General features: G+C 75.7%; 13 protein-coding genes. 3 read left to right on the top strand and 10 right to left on the bottom strand.

The window, feature by feature from the left end; genetic code table 11:
* Positions 1–4: 4 nt before the first annotated feature.
* A complete protein-coding gene (locus tag BLQ97_RS17580; protein ID WP_091367291.1) occupies positions 5–2,287 on the bottom strand; it encodes a putative bifunctional diguanylate cyclase/phosphodiesterase in 2,283 nt (760 codons plus the stop codon).
* A gap of 251 nt (positions 2,288–2,538) precedes the next feature.
* Here BLQ97_RS17580 and leuS point away from each other — a divergent pair, with 251 nt between their 5' ends.
* Positions 2,539–5,448 carry a leucine--tRNA ligase gene (leuS, locus tag BLQ97_RS17575; protein WP_091367290.1) on the top strand — a complete coding sequence of 970 codons (2,910 nt, stop codon included), beginning with the start codon at positions 2,539–2,541 and terminating at the stop codon, positions 5,446–5,448.
* Positions 5,449–5,475: 27 nt separating this feature from the next.
* Here the strand turns inward: leuS and BLQ97_RS17570 are convergent, their stop codons facing one another.
* From BLQ97_RS17570 to BLQ97_RS17555, 4 genes are read right to left on the bottom strand one after another with little or no spacing between them, the layout of a single operon-like run.
* Positions 5,476–5,859, bottom strand: coding sequence for a PPOX class F420-dependent oxidoreductase (locus BLQ97_RS17570; protein ID WP_091367289.1), 384 nt, complete (start codon positions 5,857–5,859; stop codon positions 5,476–5,478).
* A 16-nt stretch (positions 5,860–5,875) separates the two neighbouring features.
* Positions 5,876–6,535, bottom strand: a complete 660-nt coding sequence (gene lipB, locus BLQ97_RS17565) for a lipoyl(octanoyl) transferase LipB (RefSeq protein ID WP_091367288.1) — start codon at positions 6,533–6,535, stop codon at positions 5,876–5,878.
* 22 nt (positions 6,536–6,557) lie between these two features.
* Complete coding sequence (locus tag BLQ97_RS17560; protein ID WP_091367287.1) at positions 6,558–7,292, bottom strand: Type 1 glutamine amidotransferase-like domain-containing protein; 735 nt, start codon at positions 7,290–7,292, stop codon at positions 6,558–6,560.
* A complete protein-coding gene (locus tag BLQ97_RS17555; RefSeq protein WP_091367286.1) occupies positions 7,292–8,539 on the bottom strand; it encodes an NAD(P)/FAD-dependent oxidoreductase in 1,248 nt (415 codons plus the stop codon). The genes BLQ97_RS17560 and BLQ97_RS17555 overlap by 1 nt, the downstream gene beginning before the upstream one ends.
* A gap of 117 nt (positions 8,540–8,656) precedes the next feature.
* Here BLQ97_RS17555 and BLQ97_RS17550 point away from each other — a divergent pair, with 117 nt between their 5' ends.
* A complete protein-coding gene (locus tag BLQ97_RS17550) occupies positions 8,657–10,354 on the top strand; it encodes a serine/threonine-protein kinase (RefSeq protein WP_245692351.1) in 1,698 nt (565 codons plus the stop codon).
* 6 nt (positions 10,355–10,360) lie between these two features.
* Here BLQ97_RS17550 and BLQ97_RS17545 read toward each other — a convergent pair whose 3' ends face one another.
* From BLQ97_RS17545 to BLQ97_RS17530, 4 genes are all read right to left on the bottom strand, one after another.
* Positions 10,361–11,272: a TIGR01777 family oxidoreductase gene (locus tag BLQ97_RS17545; RefSeq protein WP_091367284.1), complete on the bottom strand. Its 912-nt coding sequence runs from the start codon at positions 11,270–11,272 to the stop codon at positions 10,361–10,363.
* A 72-nt stretch (positions 11,273–11,344) separates the two neighbouring features.
* Positions 11,345–13,261, bottom strand: coding sequence for a 2-oxoglutarate dehydrogenase, E2 component, dihydrolipoamide succinyltransferase (gene sucB, locus BLQ97_RS17540; RefSeq protein WP_091367283.1), 1,917 nt, complete (start codon positions 13,259–13,261; stop codon positions 11,345–11,347).
* 51 nt (positions 13,262–13,312) lie between these two features.
* Positions 13,313–14,695 (bottom strand): dihydrolipoyl dehydrogenase, encoded by a 1,383-nt coding sequence (gene lpdA, locus BLQ97_RS17535; protein ID WP_217637240.1) that lies wholly within the window; start codon positions 14,693–14,695, stop codon positions 13,313–13,315.
* A 156-nt stretch (positions 14,696–14,851) separates the two neighbouring features.
* On the bottom strand, positions 14,852–16,363 hold the full coding sequence (locus tag BLQ97_RS17530) for a leucyl aminopeptidase (RefSeq protein ID WP_091367281.1): 1,512 nt from the start codon (positions 16,361–16,363) through the stop codon (positions 14,852–14,854).
* A 98-nt stretch (positions 16,364–16,461) separates the two neighbouring features.
* Here BLQ97_RS17530 and gcvT point away from each other — a divergent pair, with 98 nt between their 5' ends.
* Positions 16,462–17,586, top strand: a complete 1,125-nt coding sequence (gene gcvT / locus BLQ97_RS17525; RefSeq protein WP_091367392.1) for a glycine cleavage system aminomethyltransferase GcvT — start codon at positions 16,462–16,464, stop codon at positions 17,584–17,586.
* Positions 17,587–17,593: 7 nt separating this feature from the next.
* On the opposite strand, the gene BLQ97_RS17520 is transcribed toward gcvT, so the two are convergent.
* Positions 17,594–18,763: a YihY/virulence factor BrkB family protein gene (locus BLQ97_RS17520; protein ID WP_091367280.1), complete on the bottom strand. Its 1,170-nt coding sequence runs from the start codon at positions 18,761–18,763 to the stop codon at positions 17,594–17,596.
* Between the last annotated feature and the right edge of the window lie 14 nt (positions 18,764–18,777).

Here is an 18,777-nt window from a genome sequence, read left to right as displayed (position 1 = left end):
GCGTTCAGACGCGGTTGCTGGACCCGCCCGTGCGCGCGCCGGCGAGCCAGCCGACGAAGTCGGCAACGGGCATCGGTCGGGCGATGGCGTAGCCCTGCGCGACGTCGCAGCCGAGCTCGGCCAGCCGCCGTCCGGTGGTCAGGTCCTCCACGCCCTCGGCGACCAGGCTCAGCCCCAGGTCGTGGGCCAGCGCGGCGGTGTGCCGCACGATCGCCGCGGCCCGCTCGTCGCGGTCGACGTCGGCGGTCAGGCTGCGGTCGAGCTTGAGCTCGTCGGCGGGCAGGTGCCGCAGGTAGGCCAGCGAGCTGTAGCCGGTGCCGTAGTCGTCGATCGACGTCCGCACGCCGAGCCGGCGCAGCTCGCCGAGCACGCGGCGGCCGCGCTCGGGGTCGGCCATGAGGGTGTCCTCGACCAGCTCCAGGGTCAGCGCCTCGGCGGGCAGCCCGCGCCGGTCGAGGGCGGCGGCCACCTTGGCCGGCAGGTCCAGGTCGGCGACGTTGGCCGCCGACAGGTTCACCGAGATCGGCACCCGGTGCTCGGCCCACCACAGCGCGACCGCGTCCAGCGACCGGTCGAGCACCGCGTCGGTGAGCGGGCGCAGCAGGCCGGCCTGCTCGGCGGCGGGCAGCACGAACGCGGGGCTGAGCAGCCCGCGCGTGGGGTGCTGCCAGCGCAGCAGCGCCTCGACGCCGACCGGCCGGCCGTCGTCCATGGCGACCTGCGGCTGCAGGTGGACGATCAGCTCGTCCTCGGCCAGGGCGGTGCGCAGCTCCTCCATCGTGCGCAGCCGGTCACCGGAGTCGCTGCCGGGGTCGGGTACGTACACCTGGACGCCGGTGCGCCCGGTCTTGGCCGCGTACATGGCCACGTCGGCGCAGCGCAGCAGCTCCTGGACGTCGTCGGCCGGCACCGGGGCGGTGGACACGCCGATGCTCACCCCGACGTGCAGCCGGATACCGCCCACGGGGAAGGGCTCGCGCAGCAGCCCGTCGACGACGCCGGCCCGCAGGGCGGCGGTCTCGAGGTCGGTGCCGGGCAGCAGGACGGCGAACTCGTCGCCGCCCAGGCGGGCGAGCACCTCGCCGGGCTGCAGGACGGGGGCCAGCCGCGGGCCGACCTGGCGCAGCAGCTCGTCGCCGGCGCCGTGGCCGAGGCTGTCGTTGACCTCCTTGAAGCCGTCGAGGTCGAGCAGCAGCAGCGCCGCCGGGCGGGCGGTGGTGGCCGCGGCGACGACGTCGCGGGCGGCCTCGAGCAGCGCGCGCCGGTTGGGCAGTCCGGTCAGCTCGTCGGTGCGGGCCTCGAGCTTGACCTCGCGGATGGTGCGGACCTCGCGGAAGGTGACCGCCGTCCGGGCCAGCGCGGCGAGCACGCAGCCGATCGCGGCCCACGCCGCCCACGGGGACATCCGGTCGCCCCAGCCCAGGCCCAGCACGAACAGGCTGGCCAGGTTGCACACCAGCGGGACGGCGAGCACCCGCCAGCCCACCTGGGTGTCGGCCTCGCGCGCCGGCGGGGCTCCCTGGTCGCTGCGGTGGGCGGCCACGGCCATCAGCAGCATGCCGGTCAGCCAGGTGAGGTCGAGCGGCCCGCCCTCGACGTAGTCCCCGGCGGTGGCCAGGTCGAGGTAGACGATGTCGCCCACCAGGTTGGCCACGATCCCGGCGCCGAGCAGCAGCAGGGCGGGGTCGCGGCGCACGCCGAGGATGGCCGAGACGGCGACGAGCACGGCCAGCAGGACGACGTCGGCCACCGGGTAGGCCAGGTTGGTGACGACGGCGGCGAGGCTGCCCTCGGTCAGGCGCAGGGCCGGCTCCAGCAGCACCGCGACGGCGACGGCCGTGGCGCCCAGCGCCCCGATGCCGCCGTCGAGCCACATGCTCGCGTGGAAACGGTGTACGCGGGTGCGGATCAGCGCGATGAGCGCCACGTACAGCGGTGCGAAGTAGGCGAGGTAGAAGAAGTCGGCCAGGGAGGGGTAGGGCTCGTGGGTCATCCGGGCGATGACGAGGGTGTAGACGAGGTTGCCGACGGTGTTGAGCACGAAGGCGACGGCCAGGCTGGTCCAGGCGAGCCGCTCGGCGCGGTTGCGGCGGGCGGCCAGGACGCACACGGCGGCGGCCAGCAGGCAGACGGCGTTGTAGAGGACGAGGTCGTAGGCCAGGGCCCACGCCTCGCCGTCCGGGCGCGGCCCGACGCCGGTGGCGAACAGCGCGAGGACGAGCCCGGTCAGGGCCAGGGTCCGGCGGGAGCCGCGGCGGTCGGGCGCGCTCGGCGCATCGGGTGGCACACGATCCCTCTCGGCAGGGCGGGGCCGCGGGTACACCGGGTGGGCCGCGGGTTCACCCTCCGGGGTGGGGGCCGGCCGGACCGTCCGTGCGCGCGGCCCGCCGGCGCGGCGGAGTAGGCTCGCGCGCGTGAACGGGCAGCTGCTCCTTCGCCGGCCGTGCTGATCTGACCGACGCAGACAGCACGGCGACCCCTCCTGCGCGAGGGGTTTTTTTCTGCCCGCCGCACGACCCGCCGAGGAGAACCGCGACCATGAGCCAGACGGTCAGCCAGCCCGCCACCGACCCGGCCGGCGACGGCGTCCCGCCGCACCGCTACACGCCGGCGCTCGCGCAGCGGATCGAGCTGGAGTGGCAGGACCGCTGGGCGCGCGAGGGCACCTTCCACACGCCGAACCCGGTCGGCCGGCTGGCGGAGGGCTTCGACCGGGTCGCCGACCGGCCCAAGGCCTTCCTGATGGACATGTTCCCGTACCCCTCGGGCGCCGGGCTGCACGTCGGGCACCCGCTGGGCTACCTGGGCACCGACGTGACCAGCCGGTTCCTGCGGATGGACGGCCGCAACGTGCTGCACCCGATGGGCTACGACGCCTTCGGCCTGCCCGCCGAGCAGTACGCCGTCCAGACCGGGCAGCACCCGCGGGTCACCACCGAGGCCAACATCGCGGCCATCCGGGCCCAGCTGCGCCGGCTGGGCGTCGACCACGACGAGCGGCGCACCTTCGCCACCATCGACCCGGGCTACTACCGGTGGACCCAGTGGATCTTCCTGAAGATCTTCGGGGCCTGGTTCGACGAGCAGGCCGGCCGGGCCCGCCCGGTGGAGGAGCTGGTGGCCGAGCTGGACGCCGGCACGCGGGAGCCCGCGCCCGGCACCAACCCGGCGGGCCGGCCCTGGGCGGAGCTGTCCGACGTCGACAAGCGGCGCGTGGTCGACGCGCACCGGCTGGCCTACCGGCACGAGGCGCCGGTCAACTGGTGCCCGGGCCTGGGCACGGTCCTGTCCAACGAGGAGGTCACCCCCGACGGCCGGTCCGAGCGGGGCAACTTCCCGGTGTTCCGGCGTCCGCTGACCCAGTGGATGATGCGGATCACCGCCTACGCCGAGCGGCTGCTGGCCGACCTGGACCGGCTGGACTGGTCGGACTCGGTCAAGCAGATGCAGCGCAACTGGATCGGCCGCTCGACCGGTGCGCGGATCCGGTTCGCCGCCGGGCAGGAGACCATCGAGGTCTTCACCACCCGGCCCGACACCCTGTTCGGCGCCACGTACGTGGTGCTGGCACCCGAGCACCCGCTGGTCGGGACGCTGACCGCGACCGCCTGGCCCGACGGTACCGACCCGCGGTGGACCGGCGGCGCGGCCACCCCGGCCGAGGCGGTGCGGGAGTACCAGCGGCAGGCCTCGCGGCGCTCGGAGCTCGACCGCCAGGACACCGGCCGGGAGAAGACCGGCGTCTGGCTGGGCACCACCGCCGTCAACCCGGTCACCGGGCGCGCGCTGCCGGTGTTCATCGCCGACTACGTGCTGACCGGCTACGGCACCGGCGCGATCATGGCGGTGCCCGGCGAGGACACCCGCGACTGGGAGTTCGCCGAGGCCTTCGGGCTGCCGGTCGTGCGCACGGTGCAGCCGCCGGAGGACTTCGCGGGCGGCGCGTACACCGGCAGCGGCCCGATGGTGAACTCCTCGAACGAGCATGTGTCGCTGGACGGGCTGACCGACAAGGCCGCGGCCATCGCCCGGGTGACCGAGTGGCTGGTGGCCTCCGGCCACGGGGAGGCGACGACCACCTACAAGCTGCGCGACTGGCTGTTCAGCCGGCAGCGCTACTGGGGTGAGCCGTTCCCGGTGGTCTACGACGAGAACGGCCTGCCGCGGGCGGTGCCGGAGTCGCTGTTGCCGGTGCTGCTGCCCGAGGTCGACGACTACTCGCCGAAGACCTTCGCCGACGACGACGCCGAGTCCGCGCCCGAGCCGCCGCTGTCGCGGGTCTCCGAGTGGACGACGGTGGAGCTGGATCTGGGCGACGGGCCCAGGCCCTACCGCCGCGAGACCAACACGATGCCCAACTGGGCCGGGTCGTGCTGGTACTACCTGCGTTACCTGGACCCGGGCGACGACACCCAGATGGTCGACCCGGAGCTGGAGCGCTACTGGCTGGGCCCGCGCTCGCCGGGCGACGTCGGCGGCGTCGACCTCTACGTCGGCGGCATGGAGCACGCGGTGCTGCACCTGCTGTACGCCCGCTTCTGGCACAAGGTGCTGCACGACCTGGGCTACGTGTCCAGCGAAGAGCCGTTCCGTCGGCTGGTCAACCAGGGCTACATCTCCGCCTACGCCTACACCGACGAGCGCGGCTTCTACGTGCCCGCCGCCGAGGTGGAGGAGCGGGACGGGCAGTTCCTCTTCGAGGGCAGGCCGGTCAACCGCGAGTACGGGAAGATCGGCAAGTCCCTGAAGAACATGGTGACGCCCGACGAGATGATCGGGGCGTACGGCGCCGACACCTTCCGGGTCTACGAGATGTCGACCGGGCCGCTGGAGCAGTCGCGGCCGTGGGACACCAAGGCCGTCGTCGGCTCGCAGCGGCTGCTGCAGCGGATCTGGCGGGTGGTCGTCGACGAGCAGACCGGCGCGGTCCGGGCCGCCGACGCCTCCCACGCCGAGGCCCCGGAGCCGTCCGACGACGTGCTGCGGGCGCTGCACCGGGCCATCGCCGGGGTGCGCGACGGCATGGCGACGCTGCGGTTCAACGTCGCCATCGCCCGCATCGCGGAGCTCACCAACGCGCTGACCGCGGCCTACGGCGCCGATGCGGCCGTGCCGCGCCCGGTGGCCGAGGCGCTGGTGCTGCTGGTCGCCCCACTGGCCCCGCACCTGGGCGAGGAGCTGTGGGCGCGGCTGGGCCACGACTCCTCGGTCGCCTGGGCGTCGTTCCCGGTGGCCGACGAGCGGTGGCTGGTCGAGGACACCGTGGAGGTCGCCGTCCAGGTCAACGGGAAGGTGCGCGCGCAGGTCAGCGTGCCGGCCGACGCCGACGCCGCGGCCCTGGAGCAGGCGGCGCGGGCCGACGAGCGGATCGCCGGGCAGCTGGCCGGGCGGACGGTGCGCCGGGTGGTCGCCGTCCCGGGCCGGCTGGTCAACTTCGTCGTCGGCTGATCCCCGCCGTCCCGCCTGGGCGCCCGCTCAGGCGGGACGGATGCGGATCATCGCGTGGCGCTGCGTGCCCGGCCGGGTGAGCCGCTGCCACAGTCGCGCGCTGGTGTAGGAGATCCGCCAGCGCCAGCCGTAGCGCCGGGCGAGGGCCGCCCGCGCCTGCCGCCACTCGTGAGCCGGCACGAGGACGGCGGTGGCCTCGACGGCGTCGCCGAGGAGGCGGCCGCGGACGTCGCACGGGGCGACGGTGACCCGGCTGGTGTGCCGCAGCCGTTTGACCTTGCCCGAGTCGGCGCGGGTCCAGACCACGAGGCTCCCGCCGTCGGGCGCGGCCCACACCGGGGTGGGCACCGGCTGCCCGGTGCGGCGGAACGTGGTCAGGCTGACGTAGGTGCTCCGCGGCAGCTCGGCCATGCTGCGGTGGCCGGGCTCAGGCGGCCGGCGCCAGGGTGAGGACCTGCCGCACCGCGTCCTCCACCGCGTCGACCACCTCGGCGACGGGCACGTCCCGGCCGAGCTCGGCGCTCAGCGAGGTGACCCCGGCGTCGACGATGCCGCAGGGCACGATCGCGCCGAAGGCCCCCAGGTCGGGGTCGCAGTTGAGCGCGAAGCCGTGCATGGTGACCCCGCGCGCGACCCGGACGCCGATCGCGGCGATCTTGCGCTCGGGGCGCAACCGGCTGCCGGGGCCGGGTGCGTCGGCGGCCACCCAGACGCCGCTGCGGCCCTCGACCCGCTGCGTCGACACGCCCAGGCCGGTGCACACCGACATGAGGGCGTCCTCGAGCCGGCGCACGTGCGCGACGACGTCCACGGGGTCCGGCAGCGCCACGATCGGGTAGCCGACCAGCTGGCCGGGCCCGTGCCAGGTGATCTTGCCGCCACGGTCGACGTCGATCACGGGGGTGCCGTCGAACGGCCGCTCGTGGGGCTCGGTGCGCCGGCCGGCGGTGTAGACCGACGGGTGCTCGAGCAGGAGCAGGGTGTCGGGGCCCTCCCCGGCCACGCGCGCGGCGTGGATCTCGCGCTGGCGCTCCCAGGCCTGCTCGTAGGGGACGGTGCCGGCCCGGACGACGTGCAACTCGGTCACGCCGTCCAGCCTATGCCCGGGCTCACCGGAGCCGCCGCGGCTCGAGGCGGGTCTCCACCGCGCTGCCGTCGGGGCCCAGCTCGACGCGGTAGGCCGCCTTGCCCGGGCGGTCGGCGACGGCCTCGACCATCGCGGTGCCGCGGTACACCAGGCCGACGCCGTCGTCGGTGGCGTGCCCGGCCGGGAGCGTCCCGTCGGCGACCAGCCGCTGGTACAGCGGGCGGCGCTGCTCCTCCGAGTCGTAGTGCACGCCGTTGGACGTCGGGATCAGGCCCAGGCCGTTCGTGACCGGCCGCAGGTCGGGACCGTAGGAGTCGGTCGTGCCCCCGACGTGCCAGCACAGTGACCCCGCCGACACCCCGCCCAGCACGACCCCGGCCCGCCAGCACTCGGCCAGCACCTCGTCGAGCCCGTGCACCCGCCAGACCGCCAGCAGGTTGGCCACGCTGCCGCCGCCGACCCACACGACGTCCTGCGCCAGCAGGTGCGCCCGCACGTCGGGCACCGTCGGCATCGGGAACAGGCTCAGGTGGCTGACCCGCACCGCGCTGCCGGCGAACGCGCCGTAGACCCCGGCCACCCGCACCGGGTCGTCACCGGTCGCGGTGCCGAGGTAGCACAGCCGCGGCTGCTCCGGCGCCCCCGCCAGCTCGACGGCCAGGTCGAACACCGGCCCGGGAGCCCAGTCGTAGGGCCCACGGCCGCGGGAGTCGAAGCCGATGCTGGTGGCGAGGATCGTCGGGGCGGTCGCGGGCATCAGGCGGCTCCTCGCCGGGTGCCCGGCTGCAGTCTCCGCAGCACCGCCGCGGCGGTGCGCCGGCCGCTGGCCATGGCTCCCTGGATGGACGGGGTGTCGCGGTGGTCACCGCACACGAAGAGCCCGCCGCCCAGGTCGACCGGGCGGCGCGGCTGCAGCGGCGGCAGCGCGGCCGGCTGCGCGCCGGTGACCGTGACGGTGGTGAGGTGCTCGAGGTCGGCGACCGCGACGCCGTGCAGCCGCGCAACCTCCGCGCGCACGTCGGCCTCGCGGGTGGGCAGGAGGGAGTTGCTCGCCAGCAGGGCCCGGCCGTCGGGGCCGTAGGCGGGCTGGGCGTCGGTGAGCACCACGCTGTTGACCAGCTGTCCGCCCGGTGTGCCGAGGACGATGAGCGGATCGGGCCAGGGGCTGCCCGGCAGCACGTGGTAGTGGGTGGTCACCTGCCGCGGCGCGCTCGCCTGCACGGCGGGCACCAGTGCGGCCGCGGTGGCGGGGTCGGTGGCGACGACGACGGCGTCGGCCTGCACCCGTCCGGCGTCGCTGGTGACCGACGTCCCCGACACCTCGCCGACCCGCACGCCGTGGTGCAGCCGCTCGGCGCCGACCCGCCCGGCCAGCTGCTCGCCGATCGCCTGGATGCCGCGGGCCGGCAGACCCGTGGCGCCGCGGGCGAAGCTCCGCCAGAGCAGGTCGAGGTAGCGGCTGGAGGTCTCGAGCCGGTCCTCGAGCAGCACGCCGGCGAGGAAGGGGCCGAAGAACCGTTCCCGGGCCGCGGCCCCGATGCCGGCCCGGGCCAGGTGCTCGTCGGCGCCGGTCTCGGGCGCGGCCAGCAGCCGTGACACCGGCGTGTAGGCCGCCCGTGCCGAGAAGGCGGCGACCGCCAGCTTGCGGGGCAGCGGGCCCAGCGGGGCGCGCAGCGTGTCCAGCGCCGCGCCCGGGCGGCGTCGGGGGTCGACCACCCGGTGGGCGCGCCCGCCCTCCCACACCACCGCGCCCGGGGTGAACCAGCCGAGCTCGAGCGCGGCCAGGTCGAGGTCGGCCGCCCGGGGGTAGCCGGTGTTGAGGACCTGGAAGCCCCGGTCGACGACGAAGCCGTCGACGCGCTGGGTGGCCAGCCGGCCGCCCGCGTGCGCGGCGGCCTCGAGGACGTGCACGTCGCGCCCGGCGGCGGCGAGGCGGGTGGCCACCGACAGCCCGGCCAGGCCCGCGCCGACGACGACGACCTCGGCACGGGTGGGCAGCGACATGTCCCGAACCTAGGTGCTCGCCGCCCCGGTCACCCGTCCGGGACGGGGCTGTGGACGCCGCAGCGGCCTGTGGACGGACGGAGCGGGCCGGCGGCCGACCGGCCTAGCCTCCCCGCCGTGCCTGCCACCCCGGACCCCGCCGGCCCCGCCGACGCCCTGCCCGACGGTGCCCCGCGGCCGCCCGCGGTCCCCGGGTACCGGCTCGAGAGCCTGCTCGGCCGGGGCGGGTCCGGCGAGGTCTGGCGGGCGGTGCCCCGGGCCGGCGGCCGGCCCGTGGCGGTCAAGGTGCTGCTGGCCGGGGACGCCGAGCGGCAGGCGCGGGAGGCGGCGCTGCTGGGCGCCCTGGACCACCCGCACCTGGTCCGGCTGCACGAGGTGGTGCACCAGCCGCGCCGGGGCGGCCCGCCCCGGGTGGCGCTGGTCCTCGACCTGCTGGAGGGCGGCAGCCTGGCCGACCTGCTGTCCCGGCGCGGGCGGCTGAGCCCGGGGGAGGTGGTCACCGCGCTGGCACCGGTGGCGGCGGCGCTGGCCTGTGCCCACGAGCAGGGCGTCGTGCACGGTGACCTCTCCCCGGGCAACGTCGTCTTCACCGCCGAGGGCCGCCCGGTGCTCACCGACCTGGGGGTTGCCCGGGTGCTCGGCGAGGAGGCGGCAGGTGCGGTCACGCCGGCCTACGTCGACCCCGCGGTGGCCCGTGGCGCGGCGCCCGGCCCGGCGTCGGACGTCTTCGGGGTCGCGGCCGCGGCGTTCCACGCCCTGACCGGGGTGGCACCGTGGAACGCCGCGACCCCGGCCGACACGCTCGCCGTGGCCGCGACCGCGGAGCTCCCCGACCTCGCCGAGCTGGCTCCCGGAGTCCCGCCGGCCCTGCTCGACGTCGTCGCCCGGGGCCTGTCACCCGATCCGCACGAGCGGGGCTCGGCGGCGGCCTTCGCACTCGACCTGCGGCACGCCTGCCGTCCGGAGCCGGTGCGGTTGGCCGCCACGGGCGTGGAGGGCGCGGGCGCCGGACGGGTCCCGCGCACCGAGCTGACCCACGAGGTGCCCGGGCGGCACCGGCGGCCACCGCCACGCGAGGTGCGGCCGGCCCGGCGGCGTCTGCTGCGGCTGCCCCGGCCGGGCGGTGCGCTGCTGCGCCGCACCGTCGCGGCGGTCGGCGTGGCCGCGCTGGTCACCGGCGCCGTCTGGCTGGGGACGGTGTGGACCCGGTCGGGGCCCGGGGGAGCGGGCGGGCAGGCCGCCGTGACGTCGTCGACCGCGGCGGCGACCGGCGGCACGTCCACCGCACCCGCACCGACGTCGTCTGCGGCGCCGGCACCGACCTCGTCTCCGGCACCGGCACAGACCTCGGGCCCGCCGCCCGCAGCCGAGCCCACGGTCGCCGAGCCCACGGTCGCCGAGCCCACGGTCGCCGAGGCCCCCGACTGGCCGGTGGTGCTCGCCGCGCTCTACGCCCGCCGCGCCGAGGCCCTGTCCGACGCGTCCCCGGCGGCGCTCGCGGAGGTCTACGCGCCGGACAGCGCGCTGCTGGCCGCCGACCGCGCGTACGCGGCGTCGCTCGCTGCGTCCGGCGAGCTGCTGCGCGGCTTCCGGCCGGTCGTCGAGGAGGTGCACGTCACCGGCACCCCCGGCGCCGATGGCCGGGTGGCGCTGCGGCTGGTCGACAGCTGGCCGGCCTACGAGGTCGTCGCCGCCGACGATCCCGGGGGTCCCCCGCTGCGCACCGAGGACGGTCGCGGGCGGACGGCGGTCGGCATGGTGCTCGTCCCCACCCCCGGCGGCTGGCGGATCGAGTCGGCCGGGCGGCTGGCGTGAGGCCGGTCAGCCCCGCGCGAGGGCGTCGCGCAGCGCCGCGGGCAGGTCGTGGTGGGTGAAGTCGTACCCGGCGGCGCGCAGCCGCGCGGGGACGGCCCGCTGACCGGCCAGGACGCTGGAGCGGCCGAACTCGCCGAGGGCCAGCCGGATGACCGGGGCGGGGACCGGGAGGACGGCCGGCCGGTGCACCGCCCGGGCGAGGTCCCGCACGAAGTCCGCGTTGGTCACCGGGTCGGGGCCGGTCAGGTTCACCGGGCCGGACACGTCCTCGGCGGTGAGCAGGAAGCGGATGGCACCCACCTCGTCGGCCAGGCTCACCCACGGCCAGTACTGGTGGCCCGAGCCCATCCGGCCGCCGAGTCCGGCGCGGAACACGGTGCCGAGGATCCGGACGAGCATCGCGCCGCGGCCGATGACCAGTCCGGTGCGCAGGGTGACCACCCGCACGCCGGCGTCGGCCGCCGGTCGGGTGGCGTCCTCCCACTGCACGCAGAGGCGGGCGAGGAAGTCGTCCCCGGGCGGGGCCTGCTCGTCGGTCACGCGGCCGCCGGTGTCGCCGTAGTAGCCCACCGCGGAGGCCGAGAGCAGCACGCGGCGACGACCCGGCTCCTCGGCGGCCACCACCGCCAGCGCCTCGCTGATGGTGCTGGTGCTGTCGACCCGGCTGGCCAGCAGGTCCCGGCGGTAGCGCGCGGTGAAGGGACGCGGGCGGATCGGCGTGCCGGCCAGGTTGACCACCGCGTCGACGTCGCGCAGCAGCGCGGGGTCGATCGAGCGGTGCTGGGGCTCCCACCGGTGCTCGTCGGCGGTGCGGGGGGTTCGGCGGACCAGCCGGACGACCTCGTGCCCATCGGCGCGCAGGGCGGGGACAAGCGCGTTGCCGATCAACCCGGACGCGCCGGTGACCGCGATCTTCATGAGCCTCCTCGATCCCCTGGGCCGGGACGCGGTCGGGCCCCGGCGCGCACGCCGGGGCCCGACCGTGTGACGTCAGGCGAGACCGAGGTCGCCCTCGAACTGGCCTGCTTCCAGCCGGTCCTTGACCGTGACGAGGAAGCGAGCGGCGTCGGCGCCGTCGACGATCCGGTGGTCGTAGGTGAGGGCCAGGTAGACCATCGACCGGACCGCGATGACCTCACCGAGGTCGGGGTCCTGGACGACCACCGGGCGCTTGACCACGCTGCCGGTGCCGAGGATGGCGACCTGCGGCTGGTTGATGATCGGCGTGTCGAACAGGGCTCCGCGGCTGCCGGTGTTGGTCAGCGTGAACGTGCCGCCACCGAGCTCGTCGGGGGTGACCTTGTTCAGCCGGGTCCGCTCCGCCAGATCGGCGATCTTGCGGGCCAGGCCGCCGATGCTCAGGTCGCCCGCGCCGTGGATGACCGGCACCAGCAGCCCGCGCTCGGTGTCCACCGCGACGCCCAGGTTCTCGGCGTCGTGGTAGGTGACCGTGCCCGCCTCGAGGTCGATCGAGGAGTTCACCGACGGGTGGGCCTTGAGCGCCTCGACCGCCGCCTTGGCGAAGAACGGCAGGAAGGAGAGCTTGACGCCCTCACGCGTCTGGAAGTCCTTCTTGGCCCGGTCGCGGAGCTTGGCGATCCGGGTGATGTCGACCTCGACCACGGTGGTCAGCTGCGCGCTGACCGCGAGCGACTCGACCATCCGCTGGGCGATGACCTTGCGCAGGCGCGACATCTTCTCGGTGCGGCCGCGCAGCGACGTGTCCTGCTGCGCCGCCGGCGACGGGGTGGCCGGCCGCCCACCGGCCGCGGCCGGTGCCGACGGGGCCGACGGGGCCGGGGCCTCGGCGGGTGCCGCGGCCTGCTCGGCGGCCGCGAGCACGTCCTGCTTGCGGATCCGCCCGCCGACACCGGTGCCGGTGACGGAGTTCAGGTCGACCCCGTGCTCGGCGGCCAGGCGGCGCACCAGCGGGGTGACGTAGGTGCCCGCACCGTCGGCGGGCGCCGGCGCGGATGCGGATGCGGGCGCCGGGGCCTGTCCGCCGGAGGGGGCCGGGCGCGGCTGGCTCGGCGGGGCGCTCCGCTGCTCGGCGACCGTCTCGGCGGCACCGGACCCGTAGTCGGCACCGGCCGGGACCGACGGCGGCGGGCCGGGGGGCGCGGCGGCCGGCGGCTCCTGCCGCGGTGCCGGCGGCTGCGTGACAGGGGTGTCCTGCTGGGCCGGAGCAGGGGCGGGCGCGGACGGGGCGGGCTCGCTCGCCGCCGCGCCGCTGCCGATGACGGCCAGCTGGGCACCGACCTCGACGGTCTCGTCCTCGTTGACCGTGATCTCCAGCAGCGTGCCGGAGACCGGGGCGGGGATCTCGGTGTCGACCTTGTCGGTCGAGACCTCCAGCAGCGGCTCGTCGGCGCTGACCTCGTCACCGACGGCCTTGAGCCAGCGGGTGACGGTGCCCTCGGTGACGCTCTCGCCGAGCGCCGGCATGGTCACCGGCGTCCCCTCGCCGCCGCCGCCACCGCCACCGCCACCGCCACCGCCACCGGAGCCGCTGTCGGCCGACGCCGGGGCCGGCTCCGGCTGCTGCTCCTGCTGGGGCGCGGCCTGCTGCTCCTGCGCGGCCGGGGCGGCGTCGTCGACCTGCTGGTCCGGCGTCTGCGGGGTGTCCTGGTCGTCCGCGGAGGCGGGGGCGCCGCCGCCGTCCCCGTCACCCTCGCCGCCGATCACGGCCAGCTCGGCCCCGACCTCGACGGTCTCGTCCTCCGACACCAGGATCCGGGTGAGCACCCCGGCGGCGGGCGAGGGGATCTCGGTGTCGACCTTGTCGGTCGACACCTCGAGGAGGGGCTCGTCGACCTCGACCTGCTCACCCTCCTGCTTGAGCCATCGGGTGACCGTGCCCTCGGTGACGCTCTCGCCCAGGGCGGGCATGGTGACGGAGGTCGGCATCGGGGCAGGGCTCCTTCGTGGCGGCGCGGGTGGGGGAGACGGGTTGCTCGGTCAGCTGTGCGCGTGCAGGGGCTTGCCGGCCAGGGCCAGGTGGGCCTCGCCGAGGGCCTCGCTCTGGGTGGGGTGCGGGTGGATCAGGGCGGCCACCTCGTCGGGCAGGGCCTCCCAGTTGAAGATCAGCTGGGCCTCGGCGACGAGCTCGCCGACGCGGCTGCCGACCATGTGCACGCCGACGACCGGCCCGTCCTTCTGGCGGATCAGCTTGACCGCACCCTGGGTCTTGAGGATCTGGCTGCGCCCGTTGCCGCCGAGGTCGTAGGTGAGCGTCTCGACGTCGTCGCCGTACTGCTCGCGGGCCTGCACCTCGGTGAGGCCGACCGAGGCGACCTCGGGCTCGGAGTAGGTGACCCGGGGGACGCCGGCGTAGTCGATCGGCACGACCGGCAGCCCGGCAAGGCGCTCGGCGACGAGGATGCCCTCACCGAAGCCGACGTGGGCCAGCTGCAGGGTGGGGATGAGGTCGCCGACGGCGGAGACGGTCGGCACGTTGGTCTGGCAGTACTCGTCGACCAGCACGTAGCCGCGGTCCATCGCGACGCCGGCCTCCTCGTAGCCCAGACCCTGGCTGACCGGGCCGCGGCCGACGGCGACCAGCACGATCTCGGCCTCGAACTCCTTGCCGTTCTGCAGGCTGACCTTGACGCCGTTCTCGGTGTGCTGCACCGACGACACCAGGTTGCCGAGCTCGAAGTTGATCTTCCGGCGGCGGAACGCCCGCTCGAGCAGCTTGGAGGAGCTCTCGTCCTCCAGCGGGACCAGGTGCTTGAGGCCCTCGATGATCGTCACGTCGACGCCGAAGGACTTCCAGGCGCTGGCGAACTCGCAGCCGATGACGCCGCCGCCGAGGATGATCGCGGAGGTCGGTACGCGGTCGAGGCCCAGGGCCTGCTCGCTGTCGATCACCCGCACGCCGTCGAGCTCGACGCCCGGGATGCTGCGCGAGTAGGAGCCGGTGGCCAGCAGGACGTGGCGGCCCTCGTAGGTCCGCCCGCCCACCGACACGGCGGTGGGGGAGACCAGCCGGCCCTCGCCCTCGACGTAGGTGATCTTGCGGCTCTTGATCAGCCCCTGGAGGCCCTTGTAGAGCCGGGAGACGACGCCGTCCTTGTAGGCGTTGACGCCGTCCATGTCGATGCCGGCCAGCGACGTCTTGACGCCGAACTGCTCACCCTCGCGCGCCTGGTCGGCGATCTCGCCGCTGTGCAGCAGCGCCTTGGTCGGGATGCAGCCCCGGTGCAGGCAGGTGCCGCCGACCTTGTCCTTCTCGATCAGGACGACCGACAGGCCGAGCTCGGCCGCCCGCAGCGCGGCGGCGTAGCCACCCGAGCCACCACCGAGGATGACCAGGTCGGCGGGGGAGGTGGGTGCGCTCACGACGTGCTCCTCGAAGTCCGTGGAGTGCCCCGCTCGTCCGAACGGGGGATGGTCCGCGCCCATCCTGCCACTCCGGAGATCGACCGGCCGAGGGCGGCGACCACGGCGGGGCGCAGGTCGCCGCGGACGGCGCGGGCGCCCCGCCGGTGGTGCGGGTCAGCCCGCGATCAGGTCCTCGATGGTGGCCAGGAGCGTGCGCACCGGCACGCCGGTGCCGCCCTTGGGCGTGTAACCCCACGGGGCGCCGGTGTTGTAGCTCGGCCCGGCGATGTCGATGTGCGCCCACGGCAGCCCGGCCGGCACGAACTCGGCCAGGAAGTGCGCCCCGACCAGCATGCCGCCCATCCGGTCGGCGTTGGCGTTGACGAAGTCGGCGATCGGCGAGTCGATGCCGCGGCGCAGCTCCTCGGGCATCGGCATCGGCCACATCGGCTCGCCGCTGCGCCGGCTGGCCGCCACGACGGCGTCGCGCAGGTCGTCGCTGCCCATGACGCCCGCGGTCCGCGAGCCGAGCGCGACGAGCTGGGCGCCGGTGAGCGTCGAGGTCTCGAGCAGGACGTCGGGGGAGTCCTCGGCCGCGCGGGCGATCGCGTCGGCCAGGACCACCCGCCCCTCGGCGTCGGTGTTGGTGATCTCGGCCTTCTTGCCGTTGCGGAAGGTCACCACGTCGGCGGGGCGGTAGGCGCTGCCGCTGGGCAGGTTCTCGGCCATCGGCACCGTGGCGGTCAGCTCGACGGGCAGACCGAGCCGGGCGACCAGGCAGGCCGTGGCGATGACCGCGGCGGCGCCGGCCATGTCGCTGGTCATGTGGTGCATGTTGGCGGCGGGCTTGATCGACAGGCCGCCGCTGTCGAAGGTGATGCCCTTGCCCACCAGGGCCACCTTCCGGCGCGCCTTCCGGCCGCTGTAGGTCAGCCGCAGCAGGCGGGGACCGCGCGCCGAGCCGCTGCCCACGGCGAGCACGCCGCCGTAGCCGCCGGCGGCCAGGTCGTCCTCGTCGAGGATCTCCGCCGACAGGCCGGCGGCCTTGCCCGCCTCGGCGCCGCGGGCGGCGAGCTCGGCGGGGTGGAGGTCGTTGGGCGGGGTGTTGACCAGGTCGCGCACCAGCGCGACGGCCTCGGTCACCGCGCGCACCCGGGCCAGCGGCGCCTTGGCCGCCCCGGCGTCGGGGACGACGACGGTGAACTCGGTGGGCGGCGCCGGCCGGTCGGCGGGCAGGTCGGACTTGTAGGCCGTGAACTCGTAGGCGCCCAGCAGCGAGCCCTCGCCGACGGCGTGCACCCGCTCGGCGTCGGGCGCCCCGCCGACGGCGGCGAGCAGGGTGACGACCGAGCCGCGCCCGGACAGCGCCCGGCTGGCGGCGCCCGCCGCCCGGCGGACCGCCTCGGGGGAGTAGCCGCCGGTGGGCTCCGGTGCGCCGAGCCCGACGGCCGCGACCACCGGGAAGGGGCCCTGGCCGAGGGTGGACAGCCGGGTCACCTCGTCGGGGGCGCCGCGGGCGCCGAGGTCGGCGAGCGCCGACAGCAGCCGGCCGCCCAGCAGCCGGTCGACGGCCTCGGCGCCCGGCGTGGGCAGCGGGCCGGACGTGCCCTTGCCGATGCCGACGACGACGGCGTCGGCGGGGGTCTTCTCGAGCGGGCGGTCGGTGGCGGTGATCGTCGGCGGCACCGCTCGATCCTAGAAGTCGAAGGACCCCGTCCTCCTCACCCCTCGCGAGCTCGGGGCGAGCCTCGGGACGGGGCCGGGCCCCGGATAGCGTGCCCGTCGTGAGCCCGCGGACCTCGCCCCTGCACGACCGGCACGTCGCCGCCGGCGCCAAGCTGGCCGACTTCGGCGGCTGGTCGATGCCCATCGAGTACGCCGGTGGCGGTGTCCTCGCCGAGCACGCCGCCGTGCGCGAGGGGGTGGGCCTCTTCGACGTCTCCCACCTGGGCACCGGGACCGTCCGCGGCCCCGGCGCGGCGGCGCTGGTGGACGCCAGCCTCACCAACGACCTCGGGCGGATCGGCCCGGGCCAGGCGCAGTACACGCTGTGCTGCGTCCCCGACGGGGAGGCCGACGCCGGCGGGGTCGTCGACGACCTGATCGTCTACCTGCACGGTCCCGACGACGTGCTGCTGGTGCCCAACGCGGCCAACGCCGCGGAGGTGCTGGCCCGGCTGGCCGCCGCGGCGCCGCCGGGAGTGACCGTCACCGACCGGCACGAGGAGGTCGCCGTGCTGGCCGTCCAGGGTCCCCGGTCGGCCGCCGTCCTCGCCGCCGCCGGGCTGACCGCGGGCACCGGCGGGGCGGACCTGGACTACATGGCCTTCTCCGGTGGGGAGGGCCGAGAGGTCACCGTCTGCCGGACCGGCTACACCGGCGAGCACGGCTACGAGCTGCTCGCCCCGGCCGAGCGGGCCGGTGCCCTGTGGGACCGGTTGCTCGAGGCCGGTGCCGCCGAGGGCATCCGCCCGTGCGGCCTGGGCGCCCGCGACACCCTGCGCACCGAGATGGGCTACCCGCTGCACGGTCACGAGCTGTCCCCGCAGATCACCCCGAACCAGGCGCGCAGCGGGTGGGCCGTCGGCTGGCGCAAGCCGGCGTTCTGGGGCCGGGAGGCGCTGCTGGCCGAGCGGGAGGCCGGGCCGGCCCGGCTGCTGTGGGGGCTGCGCGCGCCCGGCCGGGGCATCCCGCGACCGGGCATGGCGGTGCTCGACGGCGCGGGCGCGCGCGTCGGGGAGGTCACCAGCGGCACGTTCTCGCCCAGCCTGCGCACGGGCATCGCCCTCGCGCTGCTCGACACCGCCGCGGGCGTGGCGGCGGGCGCCGAGCTCGCCGTCGACGTGCGCGGCCGCCCGCAGCCGGTCGAGGTCGTGAAGCCCCCGTTCGTCCCCTCGCACGTGCGCTGAGCGGCGCTCAGGCCTTCTGCGTCGACTCCTTCGTCGGCTCGGGCGGGTCGGGCAGCTCGTCGGCCATCGTCGCGTTGCGCTGACCCATCGGCACCGGGTCGCCCTCGGTGGTGTCCTGCGCCGTCTGGTGCTCGGCCTCGGAGTTGATCTCCGCGCCCAGCAGGACCAGGTAGCAGGTCAGGTACAGCCACAGCATCAGCACGATGACGCCGGCGATGGTGCCGTAGGTCTTGTCGTAGGACCCGAAGTTGTTGACGTAGAAGCTGAAGCCGAGGCTGACCAGCGCCCAGATGATCGTGACGACGATGGCGCCGAGGCTCACCCACTTCAGCTGCGGCGCGTCCCGGTCGGGGGCCACCTGGTAGAGGACGGCGAGCGAGCCGGCGAACACGCCGAGCAGCAGCACCCAGCGCACCACCTGGGCGAGGACCGTCCCGACGACGCCCAGCGGGAGCGTGTCGAGCACCGCCGGCACCACCGCGACCAGCGCGAAGGTGACCAGCACGAACACGATGGCGCCGAGCGTGAGCCCGAGCGCGAGGGCCTTGCGCTTGACGAAGCTGCGGGTCTCCACCTCGTCGTAGGCGATGTTCACCGCTGTGATCACGTTGCCGGTGCCGCCCGACGCCGACCACAGCGCCCCGAGGACCGACACGAGCAGCGAGAGCGACAGCGCCCCGCCGCTGTTCTGGGTGATCGAGGTGAGCTGGTCGCCGATGAGGCTCGCCGCGCTGTCGGGCAGCTGGGCCGAGAGGCTCTCGACCTGCTCGGCGACCGTCTCCGGCGAGGCGACGAGGCCGTAGATGGAGATGGTCGCGATCAGCGCCGGGAAGATCGCCAGGAAGGCGAAGAACGCGACGCCGCCGGCGATGATCGGCATGTTGTCGGCGTTGTTCTCGGCCCAGGCCCGCTTGACGACCTGCTTCCAGCCCCGGGCGGGGATCTCGGTGGGCTTCTCGGCGTGGATGCCCGGCAGCTGCGAGGGCGAGGGGCTGCCGGGCGGGACACGGCCCGGGTCGGGCGCGGACCCGCCGCGCGCCGTCCGCTCGGCCTCCTCGCGCGCCGCCGCCCGGCGGGCCGCCTTCTCCTCGACCCGCTCGCGGATCCGGTCGACGGCGCTCTCGCGGCGCCGGACGGGGGGTCCGCCCGGGTTCCCCTCGGGTCGTGTCCGGGTCATCTCGCTCCCTCCCG

The sequence above is a fragment of the Geodermatophilus telluris genome (assembly GCF_900102745.1).
Classification (GTDB): Bacteria; Actinomycetota; Actinomycetes; order Mycobacteriales; family Geodermatophilaceae; genus Geodermatophilus; species Geodermatophilus telluris.
The sequence above is the reverse complement of the archived record's forward strand: the minus strand, read 5'-3'. Positions and strand labels throughout refer to the sequence as shown.